This is a genomic window from Bradyrhizobium sp. UFLA05-153 (assembly GCF_054185185.1).
In genome coordinates this window covers 1-13,239 of record NZ_JBBIAM010000053.1, presented here as the reverse complement: position 1 = coordinate 13,239, position 13,239 = coordinate 1, and the positions used below count along the sequence as shown (strand labels likewise).

The 13,239-nt window shown below is 56.9% G+C and carries 9 protein-coding genes; 3 read left to right on the top strand and 6 right to left on the bottom strand.

The genetic code is table 11. The features are described from left to right. Positions 1–940 precede the first annotated feature (940 nt). Both Q2941_RS27675 and Q2941_RS27670 read left to right on the top strand, forming a co-directional pair. Positions 941–2,305, top strand: a complete 1,365-nt coding sequence (locus Q2941_RS27675) for an FAD/NAD(P)-binding protein (RefSeq protein WP_458194315.1) — start codon at positions 941–943, stop codon at positions 2,303–2,305. Between the two features lie 313 nt (positions 2,306–2,618). Beyond that, positions 2,619–3,008, top strand: coding sequence for a DUF930 domain-containing protein (locus Q2941_RS27670; RefSeq protein WP_458194314.1), 390 nt, complete (start codon positions 2,619–2,621; stop codon positions 3,006–3,008). Between the two features lie 404 nt (positions 3,009–3,412). On the opposite strand, the gene Q2941_RS27665 is transcribed toward Q2941_RS27670, so the two are convergent. The 5 genes from Q2941_RS27665 to Q2941_RS27645 form a co-directional block, all read right to left on the bottom strand. Next, complete coding sequence (locus Q2941_RS27665) at positions 3,413–3,964, bottom strand: GNAT family N-acetyltransferase (protein WP_458194313.1); 552 nt, start codon at positions 3,962–3,964, stop codon at positions 3,413–3,415. Positions 3,965–3,998: 34 nt separating this feature from the next. Continuing rightward, on the bottom strand, positions 3,999–5,186 hold the full coding sequence (locus tag Q2941_RS27660) for a hypothetical protein (protein ID WP_458194312.1): 1,188 nt from the start codon (positions 5,184–5,186) through the stop codon (positions 3,999–4,001). Positions 5,187–5,195: 9 nt separating this feature from the next. Beyond that, entirely contained in the window at positions 5,196–6,680 is a 1,485-nt protein-coding gene (locus tag Q2941_RS27655) for a coproporphyrinogen-III oxidase family protein (RefSeq protein WP_458194311.1), read from the bottom strand. 722 nt (positions 6,681–7,402) lie between these two features. Then, a complete protein-coding gene (locus Q2941_RS27650; RefSeq protein ID WP_458194310.1) occupies positions 7,403–9,730 on the bottom strand; it encodes a M15 family metallopeptidase in 2,328 nt (775 codons plus the stop codon). A 104-nt stretch (positions 9,731–9,834) separates the two neighbouring features. Further along, entirely contained in the window at positions 9,835–10,545 is a 711-nt protein-coding gene (locus tag Q2941_RS27645) for a DUF3616 domain-containing protein (protein WP_458194309.1), read from the bottom strand. On the opposite strand from Q2941_RS27645, the gene Q2941_RS27640 reads away from it, so the two are divergent. Next, a complete protein-coding gene (locus Q2941_RS27640) occupies positions 10,522–10,833 on the top strand; it encodes a hypothetical protein (protein ID WP_458194308.1) in 312 nt (103 codons plus the stop codon). The two genes, Q2941_RS27645 and Q2941_RS27640, sit on opposite strands and share 24 nt — an antisense overlap. Before the next feature lie 707 nt (positions 10,834–11,540). On the opposite strand, the gene Q2941_RS27635 is transcribed toward Q2941_RS27640, so the two are convergent. Continuing rightward, the gene (locus Q2941_RS27635; protein WP_458194307.1) at positions 11,541–12,458 is read right to left on the bottom strand and encodes a hypothetical protein; all 918 of its coding nucleotides are present in this window, start codon (positions 12,456–12,458) and stop codon (positions 11,541–11,543) included. Positions 12,459–13,239 lie beyond the last annotated feature (781 nt).

The following is a 13,239-nucleotide window of genomic DNA, read 5'->3' as shown; positions in this document are numbered from 1 at the left end:
GGCCATGGCGGAGATCGCAATTCAGGTGACCAGTCAGATTTGCGAAACGCGCTCTAAAGTAAGCGTCGCTACCAGGTCTAGCCAAGCTGACAACAAGCTGATGTTGCGTTTGTCGCAGGCCGCTATTGAGCCGCGGTCGCCTTTACGCCGAAGTGTGGAGCGCCGACTGTAGCTCGAGTCTTTGGACTTGCTGACTGAATTAATCGCATGCGGTACAAGTGCAGGCAGCATAGAGACGCTCTTGAGACCGGCGAACATGATGGAATGACTGAATGACCAAAAGAGCATTAGCCAGAAGCGCTGGGCTCACTTGGTCAAGTGAAGCGCTTCATCCTCGTCGGCCAGCCACTTCTCGTAAGAGTTCACTGCACATTGCAGCTCCCAGCTCCAGGCCGAAAGTCGCCCACATGAAACGCGTTTCCGTTTCCGGGCTTGAATGGAGAATTCCATGGCCTCAAAAGATGTCCGCGCACGTGAAAACTTTCGAAATTCTCATAGCACCATCCTTTCTCTCTCGATCAGAGCAAGGACGTGTTATTGTTCGCGCGAACTAGAAGAAGGAGGTTCATACGGCCCCAAGTCTCCTTGACTTTGCATTTTTGGCCGGATGGGCGTGATTAACGGAGAAGATGCGCGCAGCAACCACGATCTGTAGCTCGCGGCGCGCCTGACAACCTCCAGGCATTTTTTCATGACATCTTCCTGTTAGACAGAAAACCGCGGTTATCGCCTAGTCTTAGGGCGACAGCACAATTTTGAGGCGCGGGTGATATCCGCGGCTTCATATTGAAGTGATAGCGCATATCGACGAAACTTCAGAGGGATAAGCTTCGTTCAGAAAAGTGAAGCTTGTTCAATGATGAGCCTTGGCAACCGCACATGTGCTCCAGGCCTTGATCGACAGAGTGGTAGCATGACGATTTCAAGCGCGCGGCACGTGATGATCATCGGTGGCGGCGCCAGTGGTGTCCTGCTCACCTATCAATTGCTGCATCAGCCGACCAGCGATCTACGCGTCACGCTGATCGAGCAGCGTCCCGACATCGGACGCGGTATAGCTTATCACACGGGCAATCCTGATCACCTGCTCAACGTACGCGCCTCAAATATGAGCGCGCTGCCCGACCAACCGGATCACTTCTGGCGTTGGCTGAACTCGCGTGACGCGGACGCGTCGCTGTATCGCGATCCTTATTGCTTTGTGCCACGACGCGTCTATGGCGACTACATCGCCAGTTTGCTCGAGCAGCAGACATCTGAGCCGACGGACGCACCGCGCTTGTCGGTCGAGCACGGGACTTGCGTCGATATCAACGAAGGTCCCGCCTGCGTGTCGGTCAAGCTGGCTGATGGCCGATTGCTGATGGCCGACACAGTCGTTCTCGCAACCGGACATGATACGAGAGCTAACCGCCCGGCTCATGCGAATCCCGGGGCACCACCATCGACTGCTGGCGTCGACACCGATGCCACCGTACTGATCCTGGGCACGGGCCTTACCATGGTCGACTACGTTCTGTCGCTATTGCGCGACGGCCATCGCGGGCCGATCATCGCTATGTCACGGCGCGGCCTGCTCGCAAAACCCCACCGCCACATCGATGCTTTGCGAATTGAAGAGGGGGATGTTCCTTTCGGTGCCAGCATTAGCAACCTGCTGCGCTGGCTTCGTGATCGCATAGACCGGAATGCGGCCCAAGGCGGCAACTGGCGCAGCGTCATCGACGGCCTTCGACCCTATACCCAGCGACTGTGGCATGAGCTTCCGCTGGCATCGAAACGCCGCTTTCTGGAACACGCGCGCGCTTGGTGGGACGTGCATCGTCATCGGATGGCTCCGGAAGTCGAAGCACGCATCACTCGGGCGCTTGACAGAGGTCAGCTCACCCTGATGGCAGCAAAGGTGATCAACGTCGAGCCCAGCACGACCGGCGCCAGAGTGAAGTACCGCAGGCGGGGCGACGCCAATCCTGTCGACATACAGGTCGGCGCCGTCGTCGATTGCACCGGCATCGTCAAAGATCCGCGCGCTACGCTCAATCCGGCCGTGCGCCGTCTATTCGATCGTGGCCTTTGCCGCGTCGATCCGCTCTGCATTGGCATCGAGACTGATCGCAATTGTGCGGTCATCAGCCGCGCCGGCACGGCTTCGCACCGCCTATTCGCGGTGGGTCCGCTCACGCGCGCGGCCTTTTGGGAGATCATCGCGATACCTGACATTCGCAACCAATGCGCGGCACTCGCGGCGCTCCTTGCCGATACCGCCGGCGAGCATCACCCCGTCGGGCACCTTGAACGCGTCTGACTGCTGACGCCCCCGCGAACGATTGCTTCGACCCCTGCTGGGGTCGCGCCAGCATGAGCAGCCCGATTCCCCTTACCTGAACTGCTCTGCTGCGTTCAAAACAGAGCGTCCAGCTCTCCGATACTGCCAAGATTTCAAAATCCGTCAGGTACGGCCGTAATGTTGCCGAACACAAGCATTGTATGGGCGACTGCTGTCTGCCTTCAAAAGGTGCAGCCCGCACAGACATTCGTGAGCGCGGCACGACTTCCCGCGGCGAGCACGCCGTTCCAGATTGAGGTGACAGCCGTCGACCTCGATAACAAAGTTGAACATGAGACCACACCTCCTATCAGCCTACCTGATCCTTCTCGCCCTACCTCGGATTGCCAATGCGGCCAAGTCCACCGAAGAGCAGATGCTGACGCTTTCTCCGGAAACGCGACTTGAGCAGCGTTGCGATGCACGCGCGATGGGAGCAATCGGCCGCGAGCACCAGGGCTTTCGGCCGGACGAATTCGTCGCCTATGCTTTCGCCGACCCGGTCATTCGTGGCCATGCCATAGCCGCGGGCGGCGCCGCATTGCGAAGCCGCGGCGTGTGGTACCACGTCGCGTATCGCTGCGAAACGAGCGACGACGGCCTAACAATTCGGTCATTTAGTTATACCCTCGGGACGCCAGTGCCCAGACCCGAGTGGGATCAGCACTATTTGGTGCCTTAAAATGACAAGCGCAGAGAGTTCAGAGCTGCGAAGCAAAATCCGCACGGTGTTTGCATTGACTCGCCCATCAGCAGCCTTTCCCTCCCTGCATCGCCGCGTCCGGCTAATCCGTTGCTCCAAGTGATGGTTAAATAAGCTGACGTGCAGGTGCGTTTGGCTTAGAGGGCATGACGAAGGGGACCGTTAACCGGCATCTGACGGAAGTGAGCAGCAAGTTTCCCAGCTCAAGGGGAGGTGCGACATGAGTGGACGGACATGAGTGGACGGATAAGCGCGCGCGCGGCTTGCGCGGCGGCGCGTTATCTGTTGGTAGGCCCGCGCCACAAACGCAGCACCTCACGTTGCTTCAGTGCGTCATGAAGCTGGTCTACAGCGCTGGAATGGACCGTTCCAGCCTCACAAACTTACTTGGTCAAACGGCGAGCCTCACCCTGGTCGGCCAGCTGCTTCACGTAGAAAATCACTGTATATCCGTGCAGCATCCCTTGCCTGCGGCGAACATAGCCGGCTGCCTCATAGAGTTTTTGAGCCGCGACTTGGATCGTTGTCGTATCGAGCACGATGCACTTGAACCCCAGAGCAACGGCTCTCAATTCCAATTCACGAAGGAGGCGCCTTCCAAACCCTCGTCGGCGAAAGGCCGGATCGACCCGCATGCGCTTCAGCTGTGCAACGTCAACATCGACAGGCTTCAATCCTCCCATGGCGACGAGTCGGGAACCAATATGGGCAGTTAAGAAGTAGCCGCCCGACCTGATATATACTTCGCCTACATTGCTTAAATCATCCTCCCACGCGCCTTCTGGGCCACGTGCACCACCATGTTCGGATGCAGCTCTATGCAGATGCCACACATCATCGGCATCCCCTGGCTCAAACCGACGAAAGATCACCTCGTCTTGAGACATCGACATCCGCTGCGGACTCGCATCAGAGGCCAGCCCCTTTCCCGTCATTATCCTTTTGCCCACGCAGATAGCACCCTCAAGCTTATTGACGCGCCGTCGTCAAGAGCCGCTGCAAAAGGACAGCGTTAATACTTTCAGATGCCTCAACTCCGACAAGTGGTCGACCAGGCTCGACCGTATATTTCAAAGCCGTGGTATGGTGCATCAGGGTAAACCGATCCAACGCTCCAACACAGGAGTCGCGCAGCCTTCGGATTTCACTGTCGCCGTGCTCAATGACGGGCGAAATGGTTGCCTCCCCAGGGAAGTCTGCTTTTCCTTCCAGCCAACCTGGCTTGAGACATGCGCCTTCCTTGTCCTGCGCCAACCAGCGGAATACCTCGTGAATGTACGCTTGCGGATAGTATTCGGACAGCCGATATACATCCGTGAAGAAGTGCGGTTTCTGGAGGAAAAGCTCCTTGCCGATCAGCAGCACTGAGACAGCCACAATACGGGCAGAGAATCTGCCGCTTGGGCCAAGCCTATTCTTGTAAGGATTCTTTGCGTAAAACACGCGGAATTGGCCAAATAGATCCGGCGACATATGTTCAAAGCGCGTCAGGACATGATTCGCTGTCTCAAGGTGCTCCACGCACAGCGCAAGACATTGACGCGCATCCGTGTCAGCCGCATCTCGCAACTCGAGTAGGGCGTCAATCGCCAACTGCAATTCGCTTTCGATGAATTGATGGCCTAAGCAAAAATCTCGTTCCTCGACGCCGGCCGCTCCGAGGCAGTATAGACGCGGATCGTTCTGCACCGGATTCGTAAGTATCATATCCTCATAGGAGAGGACATCAACGCCAGGCTGCCGCAGGCGGGTTAAGCGGGCAAGACGACTTAGCGCTTCCCCCACCGTCAATTCAGCGTCCCCGGGATGGAGACCGGCAAAAGCGGACATGTGATAGGCACAATTGGTGAGATACTGGATGTCTGTCTTTGCGATCTCGAAATCGGACTGCGGTAGCCGGCGCAACAGCGCATCATAGTCCGTGTCCGCCACAATCGCGCTGATAGCGCGACCGAGTGCCCTAACCGCTTCATCCGGCCGCTCGCTGCCTTTGATCTCCGCAATACTATGTGGCAATTCATCGACGACAAAATTGCTGAATCGCCCAAGCGGTCGTTTTCGTCGTCGAGAATCAATGCTATCGGTCACATGAGAAAATATGTCTTGCGAGCAGTAGCGCAGCGGTTCTTGGGCGGAAGGGGAAATACTGCCGACCATAGCGAGCACTCACCGGCCCTGGCTAAAAACAGCTTGCATTTCGGCAGTCGCCCCGTATCGGGCGGCCGGTGAGTAGTCGTGCTTCTCGATAAGATCTTTTCGTTTGTCTAAGATCCTGCTGTCGGTGCGCGCGACCCGCTCAAGCACCGCGTTGGAAAAGAATTGCAGCGATACCGCGCCCGAATTGATGATGCCCGAGGTGGTTAGCGTCAGCGCGCCTTCGTTCGAAATGCTGATGAGTCCTGCCTCATCTAGTTTCTTAAGCTCGCGATGAAAGTATTGTTCCATGGACACTCCAAATTCCCGCTCGAAGCGGAAGAGCGACACTCCACTACTTCGCAACGCGAGCATGACGGTTCTGCGCATCAGATCGTCTTGCGATAGGACGACGCCCTTCCACACTGGCTTCGCGCCAAACTCAACCCGTTGTAAGTAGCGATCTAAATCTGCCTCGTTGTAGAACTGGCACTGACTCATATAGCCAAATCCGCCAACCCCAAACGGGACCAGATTGTTGTCGTTCCAGGAATCGTATTTGCGGCGCTGCTGAACGGAGTGCGGCTGAGACTTCTTGGTCCAATAGAAGATCGGGCCATGACGATAGCCAAGCCTCGTAAGGATGTGCTCCGCCATGAAATGCATGATGATGCGCTCCTTTGCCCCAGCGAATTGGTAGCGCCCTTTGCTCAAATGGCGGGCTACGGGGTCCGTCGATTTGAACAACAATGGGAAGATGTTAAACTTCTCCACTCCCATATCCAGTAGACCGATGAGCGACTCATACCAACTCCGGAGCGTTTGCTGCGGCAGCCCATAGATAAGGTCCAGCGATAGATTCTGAACGCCCAGCTCATCCAGCAATTTTACGAGTTGTCTCACCTCGTCCGCACCGTGCCCGCGGTTCAATATGCGCAGAATGTTTTCATCAAGACTTTGAACGCCGAGCACGAAGCGGTTTACGCCGCCTGTTAGCATAGTGGATATGCGATCTGCGGCGTCCACCTGCTTTCCAAGAGAAGGGTGCAATTCGAAACTTACTTCGGACTTCGATAGATCAAAGCGCTGTTTGATCATGTCAAATAGCGTCTTGAGTTGTGGGTTGGTCAAGATTGAGGGGGTGCCACCTCCAAAGAATGCGGTCTCAATTTCCCTACCGGCAAGCGCCGCGTCCGACCAACTCATTTCCTTATTTAGAGCCGCCAGATAACGTTCCACTCGCCCGGAACGCGGGTTGATTTCCTTGGCGAAGTGACAAAAGGTGCAATACTGATTGCAGAAGGGGATGTGAAAATAGAGATCAATTGACGAGGTAATCTCACTCAACAATTTTTCGGCATTCAGCTCGCCCATTGCTTTGAGGGGTGGATATGTGCCGACTAGATAATCGTTGTAGGTGTCAAGGTGCAGTTTTCGCGCCCTCAGCATGTCGAGGTTGATTTCGTAGGAGCGGTCGATCGCGAACTCCAGTGCCTCGGAATAGCTTGGCGCGCGCATTATGGAGAATCCTTTAGCGTTCGTGTGAAGGCAGGGCGCGACGACACGCAGGCGTCAGAGGGACGACATTCTGTTCGGGTTCGATACGGGCGCCGTGCACCTTAATCAGCGCGCGGATTCTCTGCCCCGGCCCCACGCAGATCACATCCCGCGTTGCCGTCGGCTCGGCGACACCGACGCGACTGTGATAGTTCGGCACAGATAACGACAGCGGCACCTACATGCCGCAGCGAACCTCCGGGCGCCGCACCGGGCGGTGCAGCGTCCATCGCATTCACTTAGATCAGTCGAGCACACTTAATTCAAATCCTGGACAATGAGACCACCACATGTTGCGCATCCTTCTCTTAAGTCCAGCAATTGGCGTGCCATCAAAAGATAGCCCGCGAGTCTTGCTTGAGCATGAGCGAAAACTATCTCCTTCGCACCGCACCGACGAAATACTTGCGCGCAAGCGTTCGGTTCAGGACATAAGCGTCTAAAATCGAACACCGCTGGACACGACAACGCGAAAATATCGAGTGATGACGGTTTCCCTCAATTCGGTTACCCGCGCATGAGCTTGACCAGAGATCGCATCAATATTCAAAGAAGTGTGTATTGACCGAGCGAGGCGACTGGCAGACCAGTGCGCCCAAGCAGCATTCAATGGAAAATTCCGCCTCGCTCAAGAAACCGACCTTATCGCAAGTTCGAAGCCGGTTTCATCTGTCGGTTAGCCGTCATCTGAACACGTGCTCGTTCGACCATTTCCGGATGCGCTCTTCTGAGACTTCGAAATGCATCGTGTCGCGGAAGCCTACCCCGGAGTACCATCCCGCGGCATTGAGCAAGGGGATTAGGATCGCAATGAACCGCGGCACCGTCCTGCCGGTATTGGCGGGGGCTTCGAACCCGACGATCTTGAAATCAACTGCCGTTCCCCACGCGTGATTGGAAATTTTCGTGCTGACGGAGCCGTCGGTCGGCTTGCGCATACGCACGCTGAGCATGCCCTCGGTCGACAATACGCTCTCAAGGTCCGGCTCCGCGGCGAAAGCTTGCGCCAGAACCGTCTTCAGGTCGGCGATCGCCGGTTCTAAGCCCTGCAATCGGAAGAGCGGCGACATGCGTTCGATGACGAGGTTCCGCTTGACGAGGTCCGATGCCCGCTCGTTCTGGCCATGGGTCGTCAGCGGGAGGTGCGGAGCGCCGAGTAGCGAGATCATGGTCTCCTCTTTGGCGCTTGAAAGATGCTTATTGATAGGCAACAGGTCGGCTAGATCGACGCGCTGCGAATAGAACCGGGCGATCTCCGGGCGGCTACGACCGTCTTCCATGACGGTTGCACCCAAAGCCTTTATCACGCTCTCGGTTGCTGCGGTCATCGGCGCGTCAATGATCCCCTCCACGGTCAGCAACAACTCCTTGCTCGCAGATCGCACCTCGGCGGCATGATTGATGATCGGCCCCCAGTGCCCCGCCTCTTCCCGCAGTCCCAGGGCGGCGATCTCGACTGTCATCGCCGGACATTCCTTGCTGAGCTTCTGAAACGCAAAGCCGGGCGAGGTGGAGGGACCGAAATTCTCGAGGTCCTTTGCTCGTGGAGGCGGCGACATTTCTTCTTCAAAAGTCTCGCGTAATCCCTCTTCCGGATTGCTCTGATAGTGGTGAAAGATGTCAAGCAGCTCCGCACGCGCGGCGAGCAAATCGAAGCTTATCTGAAACAGACCCGCCTCGGCCGTGTCGGCACTTGTATTCTGTGCGCTACGATCTCGGCCCTCGCAGTAGCGCCCGCTGCTTTCACGCACGCCGAGGCCAAGCTGCAGCACGAATAGCCGCCGCAGCCGCTCCAGCGATGTCGCAGCGCCCATGCCAATTGTCTTAAACTGGTCATCGTACCACGTCAGCGCATCGCCCTTCAGATGCCCGCGGTGGTCACGAAAGGCCGGCTCCAGTGCGCGCGACATCCGGTCTGCAACCGGATCATGCGCCTGTAACCTGGCATACGCTGCCGCGTAGGCGACCGCCATCCCGGCCGTGTAACCGACGCAAGCCGGACCGCGGTTCTTCCAGTCGTATCGAGCGATCGCCGAGGCCTTTGCGGTTGCAATGATGCGAGGAGTGACGGCGGCTAACGCCGACGCAGTATCGAACTGTGGGGCGATGAGGTCGAGCGGTTGGGCTTCTCCGTTCAACGCCAGTAAGGTTGCCGGCACGACGGAAGGCTCTTCGCCAGCACTCAAGACGGCACCTAGCTTGGCCTGGAAATCAGCAGCCGCAATCAGTTCTTCCATGGCGGGCGACATCGCCGCGTTGCCCGCGAGATGCCACCAATTGAGGCCTGCAATTTCATCGTACCGCGTAAAGCGCGTTACGAACTCCTGAAGTTTATTTTCAGCATCCTGGCGCCCCCATTGCTGGTTTTCTCCCCAGTAGGCCTGGGCGGTGATGACGATCGGCTTACGGGTGATGTGGCGCCAAACGTCGAGGCACAGACTGGCGTATGCGGCGGCATCGTTGGTCTTGTAAGGTCCTTTTGCGCCCGGTTGCGATAACATCCTCTTGTTCGGATACCAGAACCAATAAACCTGTGGTGCGAAGGCATCGACAAATGGATCGGCCGCGCGCATCAGCTCGGGTTCATGGTAGGGCACGAAACCGTGCGTGGACAGGATCAGCGGCTTGCCACCGAGCGCAGCCCTCGTTGCCGTCAAAAACGTCTTGATGCCTTTCGCCGTCCATTCCGCCCCGTTTACGCCCTGCTCAATATCGGCGACGTACCCATCTGGGTCAAATTTGGCGATGGCATCTGCAGCGTTCTTGATGTCTTTATCGAGTTGGCCCTCGCCCTGACACCAGCCCCATACAAGGACTTTGATATCAGCTTTACGCAGGGCCCCAACCAGGCTGAGATTATCTTTAACCTCGAACAGACCATCCTTGCCGTGCCCTCTGATCCAGGCATGATTCATTTTCATCTTGAGAAGGGCGCTCGCTACACCATCCCAATTGCGATATTTCTTTGATGCTGCAGCGGGTTCGAAAATAAAAGCTCCGTGCCCATACATGACGGTCACCTATCAATTTTTAGATTTAAAGATTAGAAATCGGCCTCCACTGAGCTTTGAGTCACCACCGTTGTGGGCTGCGACTCCGGTCGTCTGAAATCACTTCAATTGATATTGTATCGCCTCGGCGCGCCGCTCTTCGGTCCATCGAACATGATCATGAGCTCTAGACCGGACTGGTCTTGTCCAAGAACGTGAAGCCCTTCTGCCTTCCAATCGGAAGGGATATCATCGATGATCGCGACAAGGCTGAATGAACTATTCTTTGGGTCTATTGCATGCAGCGCAAACGAAATGCCCTCGGCCTGGGCCGGTCCACTCAAGATAAGCAGCCGACCGTCTGCCAGAACTGCAAGATCCCTGATGCCACGCCCCTCAAGGAAATCGAGCTCGATCTCACGAACTTCTTTTCCAAGCGACATTGAGCGACCTGCATCGAAAAGCGCATCCAGATCCACTTCGACCAGATACGCTTTCATCCCGATCACCGGCGCTCGCAGTCCCGCGTAGAGCTTGCCGGCGACCACGGCGAGGCCTTCGACGTTAAGGCCGTTGCCCGTCATCAGATCCCGCGTGAAGAATGCCTTCGCATGAGGTGCGATCAGAAGCGCCTCCGACAAGCGATAGCTCGTGGCGACCTGGCCCTTCTCGATCGGCGCTTTCGGACCGGCGGCTGCCGCCTTCGCAACCATGTCGTCCGGAACTCGCGCCAATATGAAGGACGAGGCGCGGAATTTGTTGCTTTTGCGCGAGCATCCGTGTGACCCGACAACGTAGAAGTCATTTTGATAATGCGCGACGGCTTCGCCGTCCAAATCCTTGAACTTGTCGACCTTGTTCGAGCACTCGTGTATGTCCGGTTCTTTTCCCACAACGTCGGCGGGCGCGGCCTCCTTGTCGATGATCCGGATCTTGCCCGCACCCGTGAGCCTCGATCCCTCGATCGTCGCAGCTTGCGCCAGCCGTCCTTGATCATCGATCGTGAGGCAAACGTGCTTTTCGCCGACGGGTGGCAGGCAACTCACGCCGCTGATGTTGGTGGCTTCCTCTCCATCGTCGTCGGTCAGCGGCGCGATGACCTCCATCATTGTCGATTTGATTGACGCTGCGTGAGCGGCGTACGGCGCCGAGACAGCCAGAAAGGCCGACGCGAAGAGGTAAACGACTTCGCAAAGATTGGTTTGACGGGGCACAATCTACCTCCCCACAGTCTGAAATCGAAAACATCAAAAATGCTGTGTAACTATGGACGCAATCCTAAATCGAGTAAACGAGCCATTTCGCCTCACGTCTTGTTATCGCTGAAGGCGCTCGCGAGCTTTCCGTACCTTCTGCCTATGACAACGATCTTTTCCTGCGCAGGAATCACTTCGCAAACCGCGATCCAACCGAATTTTGTCGGCACAAGTAGAATCTCAGCAAAGGCCTAAATCAGCCGTCGAAAACGACGACGGCCCTCGCCAGAGAAAAAATACCCGCCGCCTCTCTCCTGCCGTGCCACGAGGCAAGGTCTGAGACAGCGGGCCTTCTCCGCGAAATGCTGGCACGGGCACCTCAGTCGACGCTAGCAAAGCCGTTAGCTATCCTTCGGCTTTGGCCTCTCGCGCCGTTTTCTTTCCACGAAATCGTGCGGGCTCTCGTCCTCCGGGGGCGTATCACCGCTCGTTCTGGTCTCGACTTGCTCGATCAAATCTCGCAGCTCGCGCTCCCGGTCCGCATGCTCTGCCTTTTTGCTGGGCTTTCGTGTCGTCCGCTTATTCATTGCTATCTCATGCTCGCATGACAATTCCAGCAAGCGGCACGCACAACATCACGCGGCTTTGGGGGCTCGCGGTGGGCGGCGAACCGCTTCGAGGGGACGTTCCTCACGTCGGCTGTCTCCCCTCCCAGATAGTCTCTCCAGAAGCTCCTCCCAAACTTGTGCTTGCGAGTTCGTTGCATGGTCGAGCTTTTCCGGACTGAGGTTCGACGCCATGGAGGCCGACTTTCGTCCGACGCCGATCGCCTCGTTAGTGAACCTGTCCGTCATTCTGTCTATGAACTCACGCGGCGTCATCCTGGCGTCCGTCGGCATACCCAAATCCTCGAATTCCGGTTCGTCCGTTTCAATTCTTCGCTCTTGGAAAAAATGGCTCGAAGTAGGGTCTTGCCAGGACAGATAACCGCCCTCAAGTACCTGCCTTGGCTCGGTTATCGCTCCAGTGAACGAATATCTCACGCCGCTCGACTGCACCGGATCGAAATAGTGCGGCGTGTAGAAGTCTGATACGAGTAGGTTATTGACCGTGTATCCGAACTGCGCTGCTTCGGAGGGATCGCAAGCCTCTAGGAGGAAGTTCACCCGCCCCTGATCCGGCATCGGAGAGTCGCCCGGAACGAACCGGCTCCCGAACGGATCGACCAGCATTTCGATCATTTCGTGGCTGCACGTTTGGCAGAGCACGTCGATATCGGGGTTTGCGCGCACGAGCGATAACGGCTGGCCGTTCTTGTCGGTGTGAAAGCCGCCAGCACCGGGAGGCACTCTGGCCCCTATGACGATCGGCCATGTCCCGACCGGGACCTGGCCCAACCGCTCGAAGGCGTCGACGGTCGCCGAAATCCCCCACACAGGACCAAGATCTCGCGTAGCCTGCTTTTGCAGGGCTGCTGATATCTGCATCACAGCGCGCGCGGGTACAATGTGGGATAAAGAAACCAGAGCTACCTGTCTAATCAATGCGGACATTGCAATCCTCCTTGCCAGTTTCCCAAGGAGCGCCCGGCACTCAGAATAGCTCACGCGGTTAGGTTGTCAAAGGTCTCTTACACGTCGAGCGTCAAAGATTCACTTTGCATGAAGCGCTACGAGACTTCGTTTGAAGTAAGCCCCTCAGTATGTCAGCCGGACTTACTCTTGGAGCTTAAAACACGGGCGCATCTGCTCTTCGTGAAGCTTCGAGGCCAAGGGTCGGAATTCAAAGCGTTCAGACTTAAGGACGGCTCTTCGAACAGGAGCATGAGAAGCTCTCATCCACCTACCGGACAGACGGGAGCCTCTGGCGCTTCACACGCAGCATCCTCGCGCAATGTCACTGCAGCGCGTCAGCCAAGCAGCGCGCAGTTTTTCGTCCTCATGTCCGATCTTTCCGCTCAAAAGCACCATCTGCTATCGGGCAGGTTCCTGGCGGGCACGATTATTCATGTCTTCCATGGCTAGGGGACCCGTCTTCAAGGCTGGGCTGGACCAATAATGCCTGGCCTTGATTACGTTATTGAACAGAACGATGGTCTCTTCGGCGCCGGCCCCAGTATCGCGATACTCGCAAAGTGAGCCGCGTCACCATTTTAGGCTCAGCAGACCAATATAGGCGAGGCAACGAGGCTGCACGCACCCGGTGCGATGCTGCCCGCCGGGCTAATTTCCGGCGGGCCTGCTGCAGCTTGAAGATCGCCGGCACCCCGACATAGCAGACTTTCTGGCGCCGCGGCTTAACGCGGACTGGAAGCCTGCTCATCGCGCACGCCCG

Coding starts and splice junctions, on each gene's coding strand:
- Q2941_RS27675 (WP_458194315.1), top strand. CDS start 941: ATGATCATCGGTGGCGGCGCCAGTGGTGTCCTGCTCACCTATCAATTG.
- Q2941_RS27670 (WP_458194314.1), top strand. CDS start 2,619: ATGAGACCACACCTCCTATCAGCCTACCTGATCCTTCTCGCCCTACCT.
- Q2941_RS27665 (WP_458194313.1), bottom strand. CDS start 3,964: ATGACGGGAAAGGGGCTGGCCTCTGATGCGAGTCCGCAGCGGATGTCG.
- Q2941_RS27660 (WP_458194312.1), bottom strand. CDS start 5,186: ATGGTCGGCAGTATTTCCCCTTCCGCCCAAGAACCGCTGCGCTACTGC.
- Q2941_RS27655 (WP_458194311.1), bottom strand. CDS start 6,680: ATGCGCGCGCCAAGCTATTCCGAGGCACTGGAGTTCGCGATCGACCGC.
- Q2941_RS27650 (WP_458194310.1), bottom strand. CDS start 9,730: ATGTATGGGCACGGAGCTTTTATTTTCGAACCCGCTGCAGCATCAAAG.
- Q2941_RS27640 (WP_458194308.1), top strand. CDS start 10,522: ATGCGCGACGGCTTCGCCGTCCAAATCCTTGAACTTGTCGACCTTGTT.
- Q2941_RS27635 (WP_458194307.1), bottom strand. CDS start 12,458: ATGTCCGCATTGATTAGACAGGTAGCTCTGGTTTCTTTATCCCACATT.